The 20,334-nt window shown below is 52.9% G+C and carries 15 protein-coding genes and 1 tRNA gene; 10 read left to right on the forward strand and 6 right to left on the reverse strand.

Annotated features, from left to right (window positions below; genetic code table 11):
* Positions 1 to 93: 93 nt before the first annotated feature.
* The 5 genes from SH287x_RS09755 to htpG form a co-directional block, all read right to left on the reverse strand.
* Positions 94 to 2,820: a hypothetical protein gene (locus SH287x_RS09755; protein ID WP_479518524.1), complete on the reverse strand. Its 2,727-nt coding sequence runs from the start codon at positions 2,818 to 2,820 to the stop codon at positions 94 to 96.
* On the reverse strand, positions 2,817 to 5,129 hold the full coding sequence (locus SH287x_RS09760) for a BatA domain-containing protein (RefSeq protein ID WP_479518525.1): 2,313 nt from the start codon (positions 5,127 to 5,129) through the stop codon (positions 2,817 to 2,819). Before SH287x_RS09760 ends, SH287x_RS09755 begins: the two co-directional genes overlap by 4 nt.
* Positions 5,130 to 5,204: 75 nt before the next feature.
* Positions 5,205 to 6,092, reverse strand: coding sequence for a DUF58 domain-containing protein (locus tag SH287x_RS09765; RefSeq protein ID WP_479518526.1), 888 nt, complete (start codon positions 6,090 to 6,092; stop codon positions 5,205 to 5,207).
* Positions 6,082 to 7,131 (reverse strand): AAA family ATPase, encoded by a 1,050-nt coding sequence (locus SH287x_RS09770; protein ID WP_479518527.1) that lies wholly within the window; start codon positions 7,129 to 7,131, stop codon positions 6,082 to 6,084. The genes SH287x_RS09765 and SH287x_RS09770 overlap by 11 nt, the downstream gene beginning before the upstream one ends.
* Positions 7,132 to 7,370: 239 nt before the next feature.
* A complete protein-coding gene (gene htpG, locus SH287x_RS09775; protein ID WP_479518528.1) occupies positions 7,371 to 9,311 on the reverse strand; it encodes a molecular chaperone HtpG in 1,941 nt (646 codons plus the stop codon).
* Between the two features lie 385 nt (positions 9,312 to 9,696).
* Between htpG and SH287x_RS09780 the strand changes: the two genes are divergently transcribed.
* The gene (locus SH287x_RS09780) at positions 9,697 to 11,190 is read left to right on the forward strand and encodes a DUF1570 domain-containing protein (RefSeq protein ID WP_479518529.1); all 1,494 of its coding nucleotides are present in this window, start codon (positions 9,697 to 9,699) and stop codon (positions 11,188 to 11,190) included.
* 88 nt (positions 11,191 to 11,278) lie between these two features.
* Entirely contained in the window at positions 11,279 to 11,716 is a 438-nt protein-coding gene (locus SH287x_RS09785; protein WP_479518530.1) for an ArsR/SmtB family transcription factor, read from the forward strand.
* Between the two features lie 5 nt (positions 11,717 to 11,721).
* On the opposite strand, the gene SH287x_RS09790 is transcribed toward SH287x_RS09785, so the two are convergent.
* Positions 11,722 to 12,330 (reverse strand): FxsA family protein, encoded by a 609-nt coding sequence (locus tag SH287x_RS09790; protein WP_479518531.1) that lies wholly within the window; start codon positions 12,328 to 12,330, stop codon positions 11,722 to 11,724.
* 280 nt (positions 12,331 to 12,610) lie between these two features.
* On the opposite strand from SH287x_RS09790, the gene SH287x_RS09795 reads away from it, so the two are divergent.
* From SH287x_RS09795 to SH287x_RS09830, 8 genes are all read left to right on the forward strand, one after another.
* The gene (locus SH287x_RS09795) at positions 12,611 to 13,576 is read left to right on the forward strand and encodes a nucleoside hydrolase (RefSeq protein ID WP_479518532.1); all 966 of its coding nucleotides are present in this window, start codon (positions 12,611 to 12,613) and stop codon (positions 13,574 to 13,576) included.
* A gap of 136 nt (positions 13,577 to 13,712) precedes the next feature.
* Positions 13,713 to 13,797, forward strand: a tRNA-Leu gene (locus tag SH287x_RS09800).
* A 332-nt stretch (positions 13,798 to 14,129) separates the two neighbouring features.
* Positions 14,130 to 14,885: a glycosyltransferase family 2 protein gene (locus SH287x_RS09805; protein WP_479518533.1), complete on the forward strand. Its 756-nt coding sequence runs from the start codon at positions 14,130 to 14,132 to the stop codon at positions 14,883 to 14,885.
* A gap of 224 nt (positions 14,886 to 15,109) precedes the next feature.
* Positions 15,110 to 15,805, forward strand: coding sequence for a (d)CMP kinase (cmk, locus tag SH287x_RS09810; protein WP_479518534.1), 696 nt, complete (start codon positions 15,110 to 15,112; stop codon positions 15,803 to 15,805).
* A 109-nt stretch (positions 15,806 to 15,914) separates the two neighbouring features.
* Positions 15,915 to 16,505, forward strand: a complete 591-nt coding sequence (locus SH287x_RS09815; RefSeq protein WP_479518535.1) for a DJ-1/PfpI family protein — start codon at positions 15,915 to 15,917, stop codon at positions 16,503 to 16,505.
* A gap of 119 nt (positions 16,506 to 16,624) precedes the next feature.
* Positions 16,625 to 17,080 (forward strand): DUF423 domain-containing protein, encoded by a 456-nt coding sequence (locus tag SH287x_RS09820; protein WP_479518536.1) that lies wholly within the window; start codon positions 16,625 to 16,627, stop codon positions 17,078 to 17,080.
* A gap of 284 nt (positions 17,081 to 17,364) precedes the next feature.
* Positions 17,365 to 17,832 (forward strand): ArsR/SmtB family transcription factor, encoded by a 468-nt coding sequence (locus SH287x_RS09825; RefSeq protein WP_479518537.1) that lies wholly within the window; start codon positions 17,365 to 17,367, stop codon positions 17,830 to 17,832.
* 642 nt (positions 17,833 to 18,474) lie between these two features.
* Positions 18,475 to 19,827: a TlpA family protein disulfide reductase gene (locus SH287x_RS09830; protein WP_479518538.1), complete on the forward strand. Its 1,353-nt coding sequence runs from the start codon at positions 18,475 to 18,477 to the stop codon at positions 19,825 to 19,827.
* Positions 19,828 to 20,334 lie beyond the last annotated feature (507 nt).

A 20,334-nucleotide genomic window follows, 5' to 3' on the forward strand; every position in this document is an offset into this window, starting at 1 on the left:
TTCTCTCTCAAAAAATGTGGCATAAAATAGGAAGAGACTTTTCGGGCATTGTGATGGTGAACATCGCGATGATCCTCTGATTCTGACAGGAGGTCAGGCCAATTTCAGCAGTTTTCTGGTGAGCCATTCAACCGAGATGATTCCGACCAATAAAAAGAGCACCCAATCGCGATCCCATAATGTTTTGAGACGCTGGTCAATGAGAATTTGTTCCGATCGATTCGGAAAGAGCGTCACAATGGCATCAATCGTTTTCGCTTCAACATCACTTGAGGCACCAATTTGCGAGGCCCCCGCTTGAGGTGCTGAATTTTCTTTAGCTCCCAAGTCGAAAGTTCCCAAATCAAAATAGGCACCGCCGGTCCCTTCTGCCAACCCTTTGAGAGCCGACACGTTTTGTCGGATGTTTTCATCTTCCAGCTTGGGCAAGGCGACAATCACTTCTTCTTTCAACGTCTCAGATGACTGAGGAATCTCGACAGCCAGCTTATAAACTCCCGGCAGAGCGGCCCGGAAATCGCCCACGAATTCACCGGGACGATTCGGATCAGCTGTCAGGACGCGGGGCGGAATCACGGGGCGTCCGTTCGGATCAAAGAGTTCCAGAGGAACCGAAGGGGCTGACAAGGGCTGAAACTGGGCATCAAGTAAACGGGCACGCACCCGCAGTGTCTGGCCCAACGCAATCCGTCGGGTTTCCGGCATTAACAACCCGCGGCGATTGCCGCGTTTGAGCCTTCCCTGTGAAAATTCGCGAATGGCCTTAATCCAGAAGCGGTCGTAGTCTTCTTCATCGACGGAACGCAGCCGCCACATTTCTCCACTGCCAAGGTAAAACGTGCGGCCCTGACCGAAGAACTGCGAAGCCATCACAATGGCTGATTCAGCCCGCGGATCAGAAAAACGGCTGTAAACCGTCGCGCCCGCTTTAGGGCCGCTGGTGGGATAACATTTGTAAAATCCCGAAAACTCTTTCCAGCGAGCCAGTGATGAAGTGGCTTCATCTGTCAGTTGAAGGAAACTCGCGGCCTCTCCTTCCGGAGAAAAAGCCAGCGGCCAGGGCTGTGAATGTTCCTGATCAAATCTCAGGTCGGAAAGATAGGAATTCAGCACGACAGGATAAAGTTCCTGGAGTTGGCCCAATTGCTTGACCAGTGTCTTCTGTTCGGGCGAACTGGCGGAGACAGCAGCTACCTGGAGGGTGTTGACATCACCTGCGATCAGGATCAGCCCGCCCGCTTCCTGAAAGACCCAGTCATAGAGCAGGTCAATGGATTCGGGAGAGATCAATCGCCAGTCGGGATCAAAAGCAATCACCACATCATAGCTGAAGAGTTCTTCACGCGTGGAAGGAAATGCCGCCAGCAGGTTGTCAGACTCCTGGCTGGTTCCAGCGGCGCCCGTTTGAAGGAGCACATCAACATCGATCCCCTTGTGACGATACAGCAAATTTCTGACGAACTGATAATCACGCATCGGGCCACCCGCGACCAAAAGAACACGGGTCGGTTTATCAAGAGCCGTAATTGTCAATGTCTGCTGGTTGTCATCCAGGTTCACTTCCTGAACAGCCTGGGTGGGTCGCGTTCGCAGCGTGTAGCGGGTCGTTCCCGTCTTATCAGCCTTCAATGGGAACCTGGCCTCAATGGGGACATTGTCGGCTAGAACCGTCACTTCACGACTTTCAACAACCGTTTCTGTGGCGTCTTCGGTTGTTTGTGCGACAAGTTCAATGGTGGCTTTCTGCCCTTCCAGACCTTGAGCTGTCACAAAGCCGGTGATGTCGAACGGATCTCCCACCTGAACATCGGTGGGAGCCTGTAAATCTGCCAATTGAACATTGCGAGGCGGTTGAGTGCCACCCACTCCGATGGTCACCATTTTGACTTTCTGAGCCATCGCGCGATCGCGAGCGGTCTCCAGATCAATACCGGCATTGATCCCCCCATCACCAATCACCAGAACTCCGGCGAGTGTTCTTCCTGCCAATTGGCGAATCGCATCACTTAATGCTTCCCCCATGCGGGTTTCAAGACCGGCCGGGCTGGTGATTTCCTGCCAGTTCACCTTGGTATCAGGAGAACCTGTAGTGCGATTGTCTGGTGTCGTTGAAGGTTCAGTCGCTTTATTTGCGGTCGCCTTATGGGCATTCAAGGGAAGGCTGGCCAGTGGCCCGTTTAATGCCGAATTAAAACTGAAAACAGAGACTTCATGGGTTTGCCGTAATCGCTGAATCAAAGAGGAATCCGCGAGCAGGCGATTGATCAGTTCGGCTCGTGAGAGATGAGCCATCGAAGACTCTTTCCCGGCGTCAGGCGTCGCTGGGGCAGGAGTCCCCACAGGTGAGGCCGCGACAGAGTCAACTGCCGGGTGTCGCATCGACAGGGAATTATCAATCACGATCGCCACACGCGAGGGACGTGTCATTGATTCCTGTGTTCGTTCCTGCGGATTAAACCAGATCAGGAGCAGACCAGCGAAAAGCGCCAGTCGCAATGTGGTGAGCCATCCTCGCGCAAGAGGCCCCAGTTCCTTGGTGTCTTTTCGGTAGCACCAGACCACATAGGCGGCGATGCCCATGATCGCCAGGGCCAGAAATATCCATGACGAAGGGTCTTCCGGCCAGGCCCATTCGGTCATGGTGACCGTGGACTGAGGTTTCCCATTGATGGGGGCGGGGAGACTGGCAATGGTTTGGGCGACTCCACCCTCTGCTCCACCAGAGACTCCCGCAGCAGATGTTGCATCAGCGGGAGTGAGAACTGAAGTGGGAGTCTGCATGAGCATGTCGACAGGTCGCAGGGTTTGCCAAATGTTCATCGTGCGGCCTGACCTTTCCCCGGATGATAGCTCAGCCGGTAACCAAGCCATTGTTCTGCCAGCAAGAGCAGGATCAACGCCACAATCAAAAGAGTACGAACCTCGGAACCGGCCTCATCTCCTTCAATCCAGGAAAGTTCTCCGGCTTCATGAATCTGGACTCGTTCATTGTTGCCCAACCCTTTGCGAAGGGTGTCTGTCGTAGAAACAGCCAGACGACTTTCTTCCAGGGGAACGTTGTAAGCATATAAACGTTCTTCCGGGATTTGGTTTTGCGGCATCAGTCGAGCGGTGTAAATCCCTGGCGTGTCGGTCTCTTTCTGCTCGACAATCAATCGAATATCGCCAGCAGCAACTCCTCCCGCAGGCTGGGCAGGACCATCCGCTGTTTGATCGCCTGTTGTGTTTCCGTCTGTTGTCGAAGAAGTTGCTGCTTCTGGAGCGGCTTGCAGACGCAATGTCCGTTGTCCATCGGCTTCCGGAACGATCAACTCCACCATGTCCGTATAGAGAGCCGGATCGAGAGAAATGTGAATCGGTTCACCCACAATCCGCTGCGACTGATTGGTTCCCTGTGACATCAGTGATTTGACGAGATCCAGCTGAAAGACCACATACGAAGGGTTCAAAGCCCAGTCGTTCCATTCGGGCTGGGCGGTAGTCAGAAGCATGGAAACCAAGCCTTGACCGAATGGCTTTTCCACCATCAGAGGGCGGCCACTCTTGTGACGAGCAATTGTGGTGGTGCGATCACCACGAGCAGCATCGTCGTTGACCCAGTTTTCAGCGGCTGGAAACAGTTTATGAATATGGACGGCATCAAGAAACGGGTTTTCGGCTCCGCTCAGGACGGTAAACGCGGGATGGTTTCCGGCACTGAGATCGGGTTCGGTCGAAGTGATGTCGGGCGGGAACTCCAAAGGAGAACTTCCCAATGGAAGGGGCGCCAGACCTTCCCCCTCGCGATAGAACGTGCGATTAAAGGCATCGCCGCGAACGGAGTTGCCCATCGCCATGATCAGGGAACCACCTCGTTGCACATATTTCTCAAGATAATCGAGCGAATCGGGAGGGAGTTCCCCCACGTTGAGAAGATAGATGCAGCGATAATTGTCGAGCGGACGCCGCCGGAGAATATCGGCGTTTTCAATGACAGCCTGTAGCCCGGTAGCGGCGGGGTCAGCCGCGAGAGCATCAGCAACATAAGACGCGGAATCGCCAGTCGGGTCGCCATCCACGATCAAAAGGGGAATGCTGGGAGAGACGTCAACACTGAGATAGCGGACATTGTCGACCGGATAATTGTCACTATCGAGCCGAATTTCCACGCGGCGTCGACCGGGTGACGGAAATTGCAGGTCGACATCATGCAGAACTTCAACGCCCGGTTCGATCCGGTCAAAAATGATTGTTGCGGGAGTTTTCACGCCATTGTCAAAGACGGAGGCTCGCACATTGGTCGCGACCTCTGTTCCATAGTTCGTGATTCCGGCTGTCAGTCGCAGCGGCACTCCTGCGGCTGCTGTGGCGACCGCGCCATCCAGTCGCGTGACGCCCAGATTGGGGCCAGCCACCGGTGTCGAACGAACCAGATGAACGGTGATATTGCTTTCTGTGAGAGCTTCGATTTCAGTCGATAATGACTTCTGGTCGTTCCAATCCTGAGCACGAAAGTCTGAAATCACGTGGAGTTCACGAACACCCGCTTTATCAGAGATGAGCAGCTTTTGGGCTGATTTCAGGCCAGCAAGAAAATCAACCCGTTGATGAGTTGGCATGAACGTGCCGGGATCAAGCCGTGAGGCGAACTCTTCCACGAGTGCCTGATTGACATCCCGGTCAGTGACGAAAGGCTGATCCGGGCGTGACGCCAGCAGCACTGTTAAACGTTGTGACTGAGGACGACGTGACCCTTCCGCTGCCAGCTTGCGAACCACCGCCAGGCCCTCTGCCCAGGCGGTCGTTTCTCCCCGTCTTTCGCGAGTCGACGAACTATCGTCGAGCAGCACCACATGATGAGTGCGGGAATCACGAAAGAGAGCAAATTGAGAAGGATCCAGTACCAACCGGGCAATCAATAACAGCAGCGCGAGAACAATCAGCGTTCTCAATAGCAGGAGCAACAGTTGTTCGATCAGCAACCGCTGGCGATTGCGTTGTTGGGCCTGGAGCAGGAACTCCATGGCCGCAAACTGGACGCGTCGATACCGCACCCGATTGATCAGGTGAATAATGATTGGCACAGCGATGAGACCAGCGCCCACCAGTGCGATCGACGGATTAAAGAAAAAGGAGGAGAGCCAGGTCATCGTGCATCCGCATTGAGCTTACAATCCGCGAAAATCCATTCGCGTCATTCGAGAGACGTTAAAATCAGCAATCCGTCACGATCGTTGGCTCTGATGCATTCCCATGCGATGGTTCATGTAGTGAAGCAGGACGGCATCCAGATTTTCACTGGGTCTGACAATCTGATAGTCGATCACAAATTTTGCACAGTGCTTGCGAACTTCATCGAGAAATGCCTGCATGGCTTGCAGATATCCCTCCCGAAGTGCGCGAGGATCACAGACTAATTCCCCGGAGCTTTCTAACCCTTCAAATTTGGTCGGGCCATTAAAATCAAAGTTAAGTTCTGCATCATCCAGCACATGAAACAGCATCACGTCATGACCACGGAACCGCAAGAGGCGCAGTCCTTTGAGCAATCCTTCCCGATCAGCCAACAAATCTGATACGAGAATTATCAGGCCTTTGCGGGATTCCTGATCGGCGACCTGGGCAAGAATTCCCCCCAGGTTGGTTTTCCTGGCTGGCTGATCGCTGGCCAACCCATGCAGGATGTCGTGCAATTGCGTTTTTTTACTGCTCATGGGGATGCGTGCCCGCACCTGATCATCAAACGTGACCAGACTGACAGCATCGTGCTGCTTGAGCAGTAATAACGAAAGGACGGCCGCAATTTGAGTTGCGAATTCGTGCTTCGTTTTTCCCTGAGTTCCAAACAGCATCGACTCAGAGAGATCGACGACCAGCGTGGTTCGCAGATTCGTCTCTTCTTCGTACTGCTTGATGTAATACTTATCGGTCTTTGACCACGCCTTCCAGTCAATACGACGCAGGTCGTCGCCGGAAACGTATTCCCGGTGCTGTGCAAATTCGACCGACTGGCCGAAGTAGGGGCTTCGGTGCATCCCGTTCAGAAAGCCTTCAACCACATTACGTGCGAGCACTTCCAGACGAGCGACCCGAGCCACTGCTTCAGGCGGCAAAAATCTTCTGGAGTCTTGGGTCACGTGTCAGCTCGCCTTCCTTGCTGGGGGTTACCTTGAGCAGCTCATCCACCACCTTGTCGGTATTGATGCCTTCACTCTCGGCGGCAAAGTTTGTCACAATGCGATGCCGCAAGACAGGGGCTGCCAGTGCCGCAATGTCATCGGTCGAAACATAAGTGCGGCCATTGAGCAGTGCGCGGGCTTTGGCACCCAACAACAGGAACTGCACAGCGCGGGGGCCGGCCCCCCAGGAAAGCCATTCATTGACGAAGTCGGGCACACCCGGCTCGCGCACACGGGTCTGCCGAACAATGGCCAGGGCATAGTCAATGACATGCTCGCTGGCAGGAACCTGCCGGACGAGATTCTGGATTTCCAGAATATCAGCGCCACTCAGCACATGCTGGAGATTATCCGCCTGAACGGACGTTGTCCTGCGGGCGATTTCCCGTTCTTCCAGGAATGTGGGATACTTCACATAGACCTTGAACATGAAGCGATCCTGCTGGGCTTCCGGCAGGGTATACGTCCCTTCCTGTTCAATCGGGTTCTGTGTGGCCAGAACAAAAAACGGGTCAGAAAGCACGTGCCGGGATTGCCCGACAGTCACTTGCCGCTCCTGCATGGCTTCCAGAAGCGCCGCCTGAGTCTTGGGGGGTGTCCGGTTGATTTCGTCAGCCAGCACCACATTGTGAAAGAGGGGGCCGCTGATAAAGCGGAATTCCCGCTTCCCCGTCTCCTTATTCTCTTGCAGTACATCCGTTCCCGTGATGTCAGCAGGCATCAGGTCGGGGGTAAACTGGATGCGGGCGAAAGTCATCGAGAGGCATCGCGCCAACGTGCTGATCATCAATGTTTTCGCCAGACCGGGGACTCCTTCCAGGAGTACGTGTCCTTTGGAAAACATGGCAATGAGCAGTTGGTCGACAACCTCGTCCTGACCGACGATCACTTGCGACATCTGTTCGCGAATCGATCGATGAGCGTTTGTCAGCTTATCAATCGCTAAATCCAGGGCGGCACCGCTGTCAGCCATGCACGGTCGCTTTCGGAAATTCAGTAAGTGTTTCGTGTCGGCACACTCCGTGCCTCATGAGATCTTAACCCCACTCCCCCCCCGAATCGACCGCCTCTTTTGAAAAAAGCGCAAGAATACGCACAACGATTCCCCGAAACCGCCTGTAGGGCAGGCCCCTGCCTGCCGCTCCAGATGCCGGAAACAATTCAGAAAAGGCAGGCGGGGGCCTGCCCTACTGCTGGGAAAATCTGCGCCGATCAGGTGATGATGACTGAACGGGAATCGGCGGCTTCTTCCATCAGCTTTCGCATCCGGTCGGCTGTGGTATCAGGTTCAACTACCAGTCCATCCAGCAACATCGCGCTGGCGTAAAGTTGCAACCCGCAATCCGCGATGAAGCTGTCATTGGTTCCTGAAGCTGACAACGCGGCCAATCGCGTGATCAGCGGGGCTTGCGGATTGACTTCAAAAATCCGGCGGCTCAAGTTGTAGTCTTTCACCGTCTGGCTCAGGACTTTTTGCAACTGGCTGCTCATGAAACCTTGTGGGTTCACCAGGCAGACGGGACTGCTGGCCAATCGGGTGGCTTTGCGAACATCCTGCACACGCTCGCCTAAAGCTGTGCGGAAAATTTCCAGGACACGATCAAAGCCAGCCGGTGCGATCACAGAAGAACCGCTTCCTTCGCCCTCAGCGCCATCAGGTTTTGGCGCTTCAGTCGATGCCGGAAGCTGGATATCTGCGGAATCAATCGAAACGAGAGACTTCTCTTCAAACTCCTGCAAGTGAGATAAAGCGAATTCGTCCACCGGATCGGTCAGGAAGAGAACTTCCAGATTCTTTTCCCGGAACGTTTCATAATGCGGGTTACGCAACAAGCTCGCCAGATCCGGGCCGCCGAGATAATAGATTTGTGTCTGATCTTCACGCATCCGCTTGACGTAATCGCTTAGCGAGGTTGTGGCACCAGGGGTGACATCATGCGAAGAAGAGAGCCTTAAAAGTTTGGCGACCTTCTCGCGGTTTTCGTAATCCACGCCCACACCGCCGCGTAAAACCATGCCAAACTGTTCATAGAATTTGGCATAGGTGGCAGGTTGTTCTTCAGCCAGATCGGCCAGGTGGTCAAGCACTTTCTTTGTCAGCACTCGGCGCAGCTTAGGAATCAGCCGGTTGTCCTGAAGCGTCTCCCGGGAAACATTCAGCGGCAGATCGGCGGAATCGACCAAGCCATACATGAAGTGGAGGTAATCGGGCAGGAGATCCTTGTTGTCGTCCTGCACCAGAATTCGCTTCGCGCAGAGCGTCAAACCATGTTCAAGACGGCCGAATCCCTGCAATTCCAGATTGGCAGGCGGGCAATAGAGAATCGCCTGGAACTGCAACGGAGAGTCGGCTGACAGGTGCAAATGCCAGAGCGGTTCTTCGTTGGTGTGTCTGGTCAACCACTGATAGAAGCTCTTGTACTGCTCGGCAGTCACTTGCGACTTCGGTTCAACCCAGATGGGCAATTGATCGTTGACGTGCTTGTCGCCGACATAAACGGGGTGCGGGACGAAGGTGGAATAGCGGCGGACAATCGATTCCAGTCGGTATGCCTGGGTAAATTCCTCCACGGCATCTTCTTTGAGGTGCAGAACAATCAGTGCACCGCGCGGAGCATCTTCCACAGGTTCAATGGTGTACTGCCCGGTACCATCTGATGACCACTTCCAGCCGGTTTCATCACGATAACTGCGAGTGATGACATCGACGGTGTCGGCCAACATGAATGCGGCGTAAAAACCAACGCCAAACTGTCCGATCAGCGAGAGATCCGATGAACCGCCTGCTCCTTCTCCGCTGGGGGCTTGAGCCTTCGCTTCCGCGGCTTTTTTCATAAATTCCAGAGAACCGCTGTGAGCGATGGTTCCCAGATTCTCAATCAGTTCCTCATGAGTCAGCCCAATACCATTATCGGCAATGGTCAGGGTTTTAGCTGCCGCGTCGGGTGTTAATGTCACCTTCAGGGGGGCGTCATCGCGGTACTCGGCCTGCGAAAGCTGAATGTGTCGTAATTTGTTCAACGAGTCAGAAGCATTTGAGACCAGCTCGCGAACAGCGATTTCACTGTTCTGATAAAGTGAGTGCGAAAGAATCTTCAGCAGTTGCTTGATTTCAGTCTGAAACGTGAACTCTTCACGAGCGCCGGTCGTCATGCTTGGCCTCCAGAAATGTTGACTCTTGATAATTTTGGCAGTTTGGGGCAGTAAGATGATGAGAAGATTAACTGCCATTCTGGCAGCCAACGTCTTGGAAAGAGATTATGATGCAACCAGCGTTCCAAAAGGAGAATCCTGAGTGACGCGGAGCAATACCGTTGATCAATCTTCCGTTTGTGGATTTTATCAGTTTGAAGCGGAGGATTTTTCCGTATCTGCTGAAGTGTGCTTTATTGTAAAACTTTGAGGGATTCGTCAATTTTCAGGCAACCAACGTATTGTGCATCAGGCATTGACGAAGAAAATCGCTGGAGAGATCGCAAAGTCATCGGCTGTTGTATTCTGAGCGGATCTGTCATCAGATTTTTTCAAAGGGATGGGAATGCGGCCTTTGGCGAGACACCATATGGCGTTCTGCCTCAGTGCTCTGACACTGGTCTGCCTCGGTTCGTCTTTCGTGTGTGCCGACGAATTTGAACTCTTTAACGAGCGCCGCCAGGTTCGCACGGTCACAGGGAGATTGGCTGGCGAGGGACAGGGAGCCATCGCGATTGAAAAGGCCGATGGCAGTTATGAGACACTGGCCAGTGTCGCCTTGAAGTCTCGTCGACACGGAGACGCCCCACCACCACTGACTCCTGTTGCGATGGCTCAGGAACTGGATGAGGAGTTTGGCAAAGAAGTCTGTGTCACATCGATTGATGCACCTTATGTCGTGGCGCTGATTCTGGCTTCACCTTTACCTAAAGCTTATGAATCTCGCGCCACAGTTTTTTGCCGAAAGGCGACGCGTTTTTTCAAAACAATCGAAAATGTCTTTGAAAAATACGCTCAGGATCTCAACCTGTCTCTGGAGCCTCCCACCCATCCCCTCGTGGTGTTGATCTTTGAGACTAACGACCAGTTTCTGGAGTATTACCAAAAAGAAACGGATGGTACGGGACTTTCAGGAACGAACGTCCTGGGGTTTTATACAGCAACTTCCAATCGTCTTGTGCTAAAGATGGCAGAGTGCGATAGCTTTGAAGTTCCACTCCATGAAGCCATTCATCAGCAAGTCTATAACAGGGGCCTGTTTCAGCGTATCGCGCCGATCCCCGTCTGGTTCAATGAAGGGATTGCTACCGGGTTTGAAGCGAATGGCGAGAAAGTCACTGGCGGGCCGGGGAAAATCAATCTCCGCTATGCCCGAACGGCTTTAGCAGCCCGCAATGTTGATTGGAATGAGATTGTCAGTAATGACCGGGCCTTTCGTGGCGACCTGTTGGCAGGTGAAGCTTATGCCAATGCGTGGGCGATGCACTGGCTTCTCATGACTCGCTATAAAACTCAATATGCTCAATATGTCAAAACTCTTGGTCAGAAGCCTGTGCTAGGTATTGAGTCCGCCGAAGTTCGACGAAAAGAGTTTGAAGCGATCTTTGGAAGCACTATTAACGAACTCCAAAAGGAGTTGCCCGCGGCTTTGGATGCGGCATTAAAGAGACAAAAGGTTGTCGATCGCGATCAGGTTCGCCCTGGCTATATTACTGGTGATTCTCATTTAGCTTCTGTAGAAATCAGAGCAATCAACAGTGGGCAGTCAGGAAGATTGCAAGTCGAGGGCCAGATTAAGAATCTCTCGACAATTCGCCCAATGACATTTTTAGTCACTTTAACAACCGATGGTGGTCAATACACCCAGTGGCTGATCTCTAACTTACAGATGTATAAGTCAGCCCCTTTAGCGAGACGCGTGCCTGCCCAGTCGATCCCTGGAACCCGCAACGGCCCTTCTTCGTCAATTCGCTTCACGATTGAATCTGCCATTTCTGATAGCGATAAAGCGAAAGCCTGGGAAGCAGGACAACTCCCGATCCCTACCGCAAATCAATAAAATCGTATTCCTGAGAAGTCCATGGATGCCCGTTGATTCATAAAAAGCTGGCCGTGACAGTTTGACTTGGGAGAGGTACTCTGCTGGCATGTCGTGCAATGACCCTCCCGATGTTCGCCCCAACGAATGTGCTGAGAAATTGAAAGTTCTCAGTGAGCCGATTCGTCTGCGCATTCTTGAAGCGTTGCAAGCCGGCCCGATGGCTGTGGGTGACCTGGCCGAACTGCTTGAAATTCCTCTGATGCTGGTCTCGCATCATTTGAAGATTCTTCTTGGCAGCAATTTTGTTAATCGCCAGAAAGAGGGGCGATTTGTCTATTATTCCATTCAACCCGACGTCTTTAGTCTGGGCCGACTCGATCTTGGCTGTTGCGCACTGACCTTCCCTCCTCAAGCGTCAGTTCGACAAGCGTCAGTTCGACCTGTTGAGGCGCCTCAACCAGCAGATCCAGTACCTCATCCTGCTTTGGCCACTGCGCCAAAGCAGGATGGTCAAAAGAACGTTTCTTCAAAGAAAAAGCAGTAAAAGCTTCAGTCATTCACCGGCTTACGGATCGACTCAACCTCCAGCACTTGTGACTGAGGCGGTGAATCGGAATCTTCCAGATTTTCCAGAGGCCGGGAAGGGTCAATTGTCCCCGGAGTTGTTGCCCCTGTTGAATCCCATGATTGAGTCCAGACATAACCGACGGGGCCGGTTCCTGTCTCACTGGAAGAGAATTGCCGGGAGGTAAACTGGCCACCAGAGAACGTCCCCGTTCGCATCTGAAAAGCCGATGCTCCCGAAGGCCAGAAATAGCGATTGAGCCAGTTCATTAACGGGCGCCGGGTTAAGGGAAACAGCAGAGCCAACGCCAGCACATCAGTGATCAAGCCTGGAACGATCAATAAGACCGCAGCCATGAAGATTGCTGCTGCATCCGTGACCTGCCCTGCGGGAGGACGCCTTTGCTGGGCTGCCTGCTGAAGTTGAATTGAGATCCGATACAGTTCAAATCTCATTAACCAGACACCTGCCAGTGCTGAGGCCACCACCAGCGAAACCGTCCAGAAAGCTCCAATCACTTGCCCCAGTCGGATCAAGAGATAGAGTTCGACTAACGGAAAAATCAGCAACAACAGACTAAACCGTGCGATCAACAGAATCCTCCAGACATCAGACGAATGCCTTTCCGAGAATTGTACGCCCGATTGACGGCGAGGGAAGACCGTGAGCCAATGTTCAACAATTCTCTGCGGTCATCCAGAACAAGAACTCACTATACTGGAGAGTGAGTGTCTCACAAAAAAAATTGTATTGGACGATCTTTCAGTCGGTTTTAGCCTGCTCTCAAGTCACTGGCACCTGTTTTGAATGGCACGTTGCGTGCTGTGATCAGTGGACTGGAGTCGGGGTTGATACACAATTCAGGAGACGATCATGACTCCCAAACGACTTCTGATTGACGCCGACCCCGGGCTGGGCGACGCACTTGCGATTGCTATTGCCATGAAGGATCCTCGCCTTGATGTTGTGGGTCTGACGGCCGTCAGCAGTTTCATTTCATCCAAACAGGCGGCGATCAACCTCCAGGAACTGGTCACCATCGTTGACCCCGCACGTTGGCCCCGCTTAGGGACGCAACTCACCGATGAGACTGAGCCTGTGGCCAGCATCCCATCGGGCCATCTCGCGCATTATCGTCAACTCAATGGGGAAACGGGCATGGGTGACTGGCCTTGCCGAGGTGTCGATCCCGCACACCCCAAAGAGGCGGCTAAACTGATCATTGAACTGTCCCGCGCTTACCCTCAGGAACTGATCGTTCTGGCGCTCGGCCCCTTGACCAACATCAGCCTGGCAGCGGAAAAAGATCCTGAACTTCTGATGCGACTCAAAGGGTTGGTCATCTCTGGAGGAACATTTGATGGCCCGGGGAATGTGACGCCAGTGGCTGATTTCAACATGTATCATGATCCGCTTGCAGCTCGCATGATTCTCAAGTCGCCCTGCACGAAGACACTGATTCCTTACGATGCGTCTCACAAGTTGTCGATCACGTTTGGCCAACTGGATCGTTTGAACTTTTCGAGGCTGGGAAAAATTGGCGAGTGGCTGCAATCCATTGTTCCTTTTGCGCTCCGGAGACAGCATCAGTTTCAAGGTACCGAAAGCTGGCGGTTGCCTGAGTTGGCAGCCCTGGCTGGCGTCGTGCGCCCAGAACTTTTTCAGCACAGCACACAGGCCGTCGATATTGAAGTGGACGCTCATTTGACGCGAGGAATGACAGTGTTCGATCGTCGCGTCCCACCCGTCTGGCGGCCGAATGTCGAAGTGCTGCGAGATCCTGATGTGCAGGGAATTCTGGACGATTTTATGGCGACGCTCCGGAGTTCTGCCGCTTAGACTTGCAAAGTGGACGCATCTGATCGATTATCTGTCTCGCTGCGTATGAAATAGTGCTTTGGTTATTGGGAATTGCATGGTGAATCCTGATTGATCACCCCTAAAAGCCTGTGGAATCTCGGCAGTGAACACTCCAGCCGGAGTGGCGGAATGGCAGACGCGCCGGATTCAAAATCCGGTTAGGTTCACCCCTAGTGTGGGTTCGAGTCCCACCTCCGGCATCTTTTTTGCTTCAACGATCCGCAGTTTCTGGATATCCAGGGACTGCGGATCGTTCTCATTTGCCCTCCCCTTTTCTCTCTCCCCCGCTTTTGAACTTGACCTGTTTTCTCAAAGCCAACTATATGAGGGGGTTACACAGCATCAGGGTACGGCATTTTCGCTCACGTCACATGGAAACGCCGACCTATCGCTATGTGATCTTCGCTCCTTCAGTTTGGTTCTCCCACAGGACTGGCCCGTGGGATGGTGGGCTTGGAAATCCTCATTCGCGATTTTCTCACATCAGCGTTTTGGGTCAGGCAGGTTCAGTATCAATTGGGGATTCATGAGCATGAAACCACTTCCCGCGTTCTCGGCATCAATCATCAGCTTCAATGAAGAAGAGTATATTGGCCAGTGCCTGTCTTCGTTGACATGGTGCGATGACGTTGTCCTTGTTGACTCTGGTTCAACGGATGCCACTCTGGAAATCGCTGCCGGGTTCCCTAATGTCCGTGTTTTTCAGCGTCCTTTTGACGGCTTTATCAGTCAGAAGAATTATGCCCTGGCGCAGTGTCGCCACGACTGGGTCGTTTCCCTTGATGCTGACGAACATCTGACCGATCCCCTGATCGCTGAAATTCGTACGTTAGCGTTCGATCGGTCAGGTTACTGGATTGGCCGGCGTTCATTTATTGGCGAGACCGAAGTTCGCTGGGGAACCTGGAGTCCCGATTATCTGCTGAGATTATTCCGGAAGTCACAAGCTCAGTGGGGAGGTGTCAACCCCCACGCCAGCGTTCAACTTCAGGGAGCCACGAGCCATCTCCGTGAGCGAATGCTCCACTACAGTTACCATAACCGGGAAGAGTACATTCACAGAAACACACGCTATATCCATCAGATGGTCGATCAATTGCACGAACGTGGACAATCTGCGACGGCGTTCGATGCCTATGCCCATTGTGCCGGAAATTTCGTCAAAGCTTATTTGCTACGCGGAGGATTCATGGATGGATCCACCGGATTCTTTCTGGCCCGTCATATTGCCAGTGGGGCATTTCTCAAATACCGCTTGCTGGCGGAACGATCAAAGAAGGCCGCCTGAAGTCCATTTCGAAGAAAGCTCGCGGCTCGCAATCCTTTTCACGCCCCTGGCTCAAATGACTTATGCCAGTTCGTGGCGGATGATCCGGGCAGTTCGTGCCTTTCTTGATGCGTCAACAATCGCTAAGATATGAAGCGATCAGCAGTTAAGAGTGTACGAAATCTTGGCTCTGAAGCGATTCATGAACGGCGTGGCCCTTATCGACACATCAGGAAAGCCCTGACATGACAGCCTCCCCAGGCATTGTGATCACGATCGACGGGCCAGCGGGAACAGGTAAGAGCACTGCTGCCCGCCGCCTGGCTGAACGGCTGGGATTTTCTTTTCTCGATACCGGTGCAATGTATCGTGCGATTGCCTGGGGATGCCTGAGTCGGGGAATCATCCTGACTCACCAGGAACAGGTTGCCGAGTTCACACGGCAGGCGCGTCTCGTGCTGGATCAGGGAACCATTTTTCTGGATGGGCTGGATGTCACACAAGCGATTCGCCTGCCAGAAGTCACGTTAGCCGCTTCTCAAGTGGCTTCTGTTGAAGCGGTTCGTGACCAGATGGTCGCATTGCAGCGGCAGGCCGCTGAAGGTCGCAACATGGTGACCGAAGGACGCGATCAAGGAACGATCGTTTTTCCTGATTCTCCCTGCAAATTCTTTTTGACAGCTTCTGCTTTTGAGCGAGCGAAACGAAGAGAGGCCCAACTTCGCGGCACAGGGCAAACGGTTCCATTTGAAGAAATACTTCAACAACAACAGCTTCGCGATGAACGAGATCGAAACCGAGCGATCGCGCCGCTCAAGCCGGCCGATGATGCGACGATTGTCGACACCACGGCCTTACCCTTTGAAGACGTGATTCGCCAATTGGAGGATGTGGTTCGCTCGCGCGTGCTCATCCCTTTTTGTCATCCTGTTGAGGCCTGATCCGCCATCTTAGAGAGACTCATAGGTGGCAGGCTTTTTGATTTCTCTCCGTGATCTGCATCCTGCGAGACTTCTTTGACCTTCTCTGTAGAAATATCGGAACCTGAACATGGCCAAAATTCTCATTCTGGCGGGTGACTTTGTTGAAGACTACGAATTGATGGTGCCCTTCCAGATGCTCCAGTTGCTGGGCTGTGATGTCGATGTCGTGTGTCCCGGTCGTCGTGTGGGTGATTTTATTAAGACCGCGATTCATGACTTTGAAGGCGACCAGACATACACGGAAAAACCCGGCCACCGCTTCACCATTAATGCTGATTTTGATGAGGTGCTGGCAAAGCTGAGCGAGTACGACGGGCTTTATGTCCCTGGTGGTCGTGCTCCTGAATACTTGCGGCTGGATCAACGGGTGCTGGAAGCTGTCCGTGCCTTCTTTCATGCGGCCAAGCCTGTGGCCGCCATTTGTCATGGCATTCAATTGCTGACGGCCGCTGGTGTTGTGGAAGGACGTCGCTGCACGGCTTATCCCGCTTGTGGGCCAGAGATCACGTTGGCTCGTGGGCAATATGTGGCCACGCCAGTTGACGAAGCCTATGTGGAGGGAAATCTGGTGACAGCCCCCGCCTGGCCGGCTCATGCGAATCTGATGCGGGAGTTTGCCGATCTGCTGGGAATCCAGATCATCCACGCGGCTTCGTAATGTTGTCATCGCGGGAGAAACCGTTTGGGTTGTGTCAAACAGTTTCTCATGTGGCTGATATTACTGTCGTGCAAAAACAATATCTGAAAATTATGTCACTCGAGAAGGTCTCCGTCATCATGAAATGGTGGATTGCAATTGGAGCCGTTGTGGCTGGGTTGAGTGTTGTGACGGGGGCATTTGCGGCCCATTCTTTGACGGATCTTTTCGGTCAGATGTACGCCGGTCAGACGAGGGAGGTGGCCGGTGAAGTGATTCCTCTGGGGAGGAAGTATCTTCAAGACTTCACGACAGGGGCCACTTATCAGATGTCTCATGGCCTGGCCCTGATTGCTGTCGGGATTTATGGCCAGCTTCAATGGCAGGCAGGAGAGAGGAAGCAGCGGTTATTACATCTTGCGGGAGGTTTTTTCCTCATCGGGGTGATCTTATTCTCGGGCAGCCTGTATGCACTGACCATGACAGGAGTGCGCATGCTGGGAGCCATCACACCACTCGGCGGTGTGGCATTCCTGCTCGGTTGGGGACTTTTGGCAACCAGCGTGATCGTTACCAAAACGACCGAAGAAAAATGACTCCCCCCGATTGTTCAAATTCAGAGGAAATAGCCATTGAAAGCTCATGGGATTTCTGTGCTGACTGGTTCGGACATTTGTCAATCTTTTGTAATAGGAAAATTGGCTGCTCATCTCTTTTTTTTGCAGGTCGTAGGGAAGCTTCGAGGACGTTCTTCAAAACGGGGCATGATTCGCAAGGTTAATCGTTTTAACAGACATCAGATTTGATATGATGCAGCCAGGGATCCTAGGGCCAGGATCAGAGTTGACCACATCCGTGATGGATCAGGAAAGGCCCCAGCATGTCGTACTCTTTGCCCAATGAGGGAACCTCTTCTCCCTGTTGGACCAATCCGGAAGTTTTTGACCGGATTGCCGAGCGGCTTCGCATTCTTGCCCACCCCCATCGCTTACGGATGGTGGAGATGTTGCTGGCGGGTAAGTATTCCGTAGGTGAATTGGCTGAGTCCTGTTCAATTCCCAGCCACATGGCCTCAGAACACCTCCGCCTCATGCAGCACTGCGGCCTGTTGGGAAGCGACAAAGAAGGGCGTTACACGTTCTATCGCGTTGCAGAACCCAATCTGCAACGGCTACTGACCTGCTTAAAAGATCAGCATCTCGGGTTCGAGCAGCCCTCTGTTGAAGACCTTGGAAGCGCGACACGTTCTGAGCCTCTTTTTCAGTCATCAAATCCGGTGAACAATTTTGTGTCCTCGGTCGATCAACACAGCCCTGCTTCGATGAGCCAGGAAGCTGAACCCAAATAGACCTACCACAAATGATGTTGTGTCGGCAGAGAATGAACGATGCCCCCTCTGATATGGGAATTCAGTTTGAGGCCTGAGGCCACTTGAAAATGTGGCCCAGCGATGTCACGACTGTGTCTTCGCGGGGTGGCCCAGGTTGACTGTACTCAGTCTACCTGGGTGGCAAAGCCACAAGAGGTCAGCTTATTTGAGAATGGGCTAGCAGAAGCCTTTTTCAGCCTTGGCTCACGGTCTGGGCAAGGGCACTCATTGGCAGCAACATGCCTCGTTTTTACCGGCAATCAACCTCCGGTGCTTCCAGCACACAGGTAGCCCGCAACGGGCAACCTGTGCTACCCAGCTGAGATGACAGCTCACAATTCGTCGATTGGGCCGTCGCCCTTTCGTGGTGAAGTTCAGAAGGCGGACAAGTTGTGCACACAAAGACAGACCAAAATTGTGAGCATGGGACGGGGCGTTGTAAACCTCAAGTATGCCACTCAGCATTTTTGTGAATTTTCTCCGTGCAATTTGAAATCAGGATTGATAAAAAACATCAGTTCCGTTTCAGGTTTCCCGGTGTTTACTGATGCGTGGCCACTGACTCGCTGGCCTGGTGCGTGTACAAAACAACGTTTTCTGGTTGGGCAAGGAATTTCTTGAATGCGAATTGCATCTGTTTTTGCAAAGTCTCGTTGGACGGCTCCACTTTGGATGTGTGCATTGACTTGCAGCGCAGCATTCGCCCCTTTGGGAATGATGGCCACTGTTCATGCAGATGATCAGCCTGCAGTTGTTGTGGCTCAGGCGGAACCTGCAGCCAAGCAGTCAGATAAAGACAAGAACGCTGCTCTGGAAAAAGCTCGCGAAGCAGCCAGTCGCGGGCTGACTGTCAAGGAATTAGACCTCAAGCTCCCCGAAGACATTTTTGAAATTCCAGCCGGCGGTAATGATGAACTGATCGCAGTGGCTCGCCGCTTGAGATCACCCATCGTGCTTGCCAAGCAGAAAGCGTCCTCTACCGCAGAAATGACTGCGTTGCAAATGAAGGCTGCCAAGACGATCGCTGAAGCCACCAGTAAGGTGCTGGCTGACAAAGACGCCACTGAGCAGCAACTGACCACTGCAGCCACCCTGCTGGTGACTTCTCAGTTGATACTGATGCGTATTGATAGCGACACGTTTTCAGAATCTTCCATGGCTCTGATTACGAAGCTCGGTAAGGACGAGCGGGCAGCCGTTTCCAAACCAGCTGCTGACGCACTGTTCACGTTTAAATTGAATTCACTGCCTCAGTTGTCACCAGAAGCAACCGAAGCTTTGCTGGCTGAAGTCATTGAAAACGTCCGCTCATCCGGGTTCTCCCCTGTTTCGCTGCAGCAGGTCAGTGCCGCTGGCAAGGCTCTTGAACATTCCGCCAATGGCGCAGGCAAGGCGGCGGCCTTCTTCACCAAGCTGGCCGAAGCTGTCGAAAAGATTGACGGAGAGAGAGCCGAAACCTTATCCGCACGTTACCGCGGTCAGGCTCGCCGTTTAGGCCTGGTTGGCAACGAAATGCCAATTATTGGCACCACGATTTCCGGCGAGAAGTTTGACCTGGCTTCGCTCAAGGGCAAAGTTGTGCTCGTCGACTTCTGGGCGACCTGGTGCGGACCTTGCGTAGCGGAATTCCCACGCGTGAAGTCTCTTTATAAAGGCTATCATGACCAGGGATTTGAGGTCGTGGGCATTAGCCTCGACCGCACCATCGAGCCATTGAAGGCTTACATTGAAAAGAAGGAACTTCCCTGGATTAACCTCTTCCCCTCTGAAGAAGAAGCCAAGACCAGCGCTGGCTGGGAGAATCCCATTTCTTCTCACTATGGCGTGTATTCCATCCCCTGCTGCATCCTGATCGGTGCTGATGGTAAAGTTATTTCCATCAACGCACGTGGCAAGGCTCTGGAAGTCGAACTGGAAAAGATCTTTGGCAAGCTGCCAGAACAGTCCGCTGATAAAGAAGAAAAGGCTCAGTAGTGCCGTGTCACGGCGTTATCTTGGAGTTGAACAGGTAGCAGTTTCTCATGAGGAGTTTCCCCTGAGAATCAGGCGAAACCCGATTGTCAGGTCACTCTGACGATCATGCAGAAATCACGAAAAGAGGGAGTGAGAGTTTTCAGCTCGCTCCCTCTTTTTTTATTGACTGACGTTTCCAATTTTGTGCTTGCCAGAACTCTCGCCCGCGCAACACAGTAATTGCTACAGATCTCGATAGATACTTTCGTAATTCCTTATTCATGACTTCACTCGGCTCTCGCAGGTTGGCCCCCGTGAAATTCTGATTTCTACCGGGTGGTGAAGCCATAAAAGGTTTCTTCTCCGGTCGACGGCGGTTCTGATCCAGCCTTATTTAAGGGGCTCGCTGTCCAGTGCCGTAACTTTTCTCCCTGGGGCGCACAGGTTGCTCGTCTTCGGGCTACCTGTGCCATACCGCGTTTCTTGTGACTGCGTCACCCAAGCGTGCAAAGCCACGTCTGGGCACCC

It is taken from the genome of Planctopirus sp. SH287 (assembly GCF_056500625.1).

What these genes read in the sequence shown, in the direction of transcription:
- SH287x_RS09820 (WP_479518536.1), top strand. Translation starts at nt 16,625, where the DNA reads ATGAAATGGTGGATTGCAATTGGAGCCGTTGTGGCTGGGTTGAGTGTT.
- SH287x_RS09785 (WP_479518530.1), top strand. Translation starts at nt 11,279, where the DNA reads ATGTCGTGCAATGACCCTCCCGATGTTCGCCCCAACGAATGTGCTGAG.
- SH287x_RS09825 (WP_479518537.1), top strand. Translation starts at nt 17,365, where the DNA reads ATGTCGTACTCTTTGCCCAATGAGGGAACCTCTTCTCCCTGTTGGACC.
- SH287x_RS09830 (WP_479518538.1), top strand. Translation starts at nt 18,475, where the DNA reads ATGCGAATTGCATCTGTTTTTGCAAAGTCTCGTTGGACGGCTCCACTT.
- htpG (WP_479518528.1), bottom strand. Translation starts at nt 9,311, where the DNA reads ATGACGACCGGCGCTCGTGAAGAGTTCACGTTTCAGACTGAAATCAAG.
- cmk (WP_479518534.1), top strand. Translation starts at nt 15,110, where the DNA reads ATGACAGCCTCCCCAGGCATTGTGATCACGATCGACGGGCCAGCGGGA.
- SH287x_RS09770 (WP_479518527.1), bottom strand. Translation starts at nt 7,131, where the DNA reads ATGGCTGACAGCGGTGCCGCCCTGGATTTAGCGATTGATAAGCTGACA.
- SH287x_RS09815 (WP_479518535.1), top strand. Translation starts at nt 15,915, where the DNA reads ATGGCCAAAATTCTCATTCTGGCGGGTGACTTTGTTGAAGACTACGAA.
- SH287x_RS09760 (WP_479518525.1), bottom strand. Translation starts at nt 5,129, where the DNA reads ATGACCTGGCTCTCCTCCTTTTTCTTTAATCCGTCGATCGCACTGGTG.
- SH287x_RS09805 (WP_479518533.1), top strand. Translation starts at nt 14,130, where the DNA reads ATGAAACCACTTCCCGCGTTCTCGGCATCAATCATCAGCTTCAATGAA.
- SH287x_RS09780 (WP_479518529.1), top strand. Translation starts at nt 9,697, where the DNA reads ATGCGGCCTTTGGCGAGACACCATATGGCGTTCTGCCTCAGTGCTCTG.
- SH287x_RS09795 (WP_479518532.1), top strand. Translation starts at nt 12,611, where the DNA reads ATGACTCCCAAACGACTTCTGATTGACGCCGACCCCGGGCTGGGCGAC.
- SH287x_RS09755 (WP_479518524.1), bottom strand. Translation starts at nt 2,820, where the DNA reads ATGAACATTTGGCAAACCCTGCGACCTGTCGACATGCTCATGCAGACT.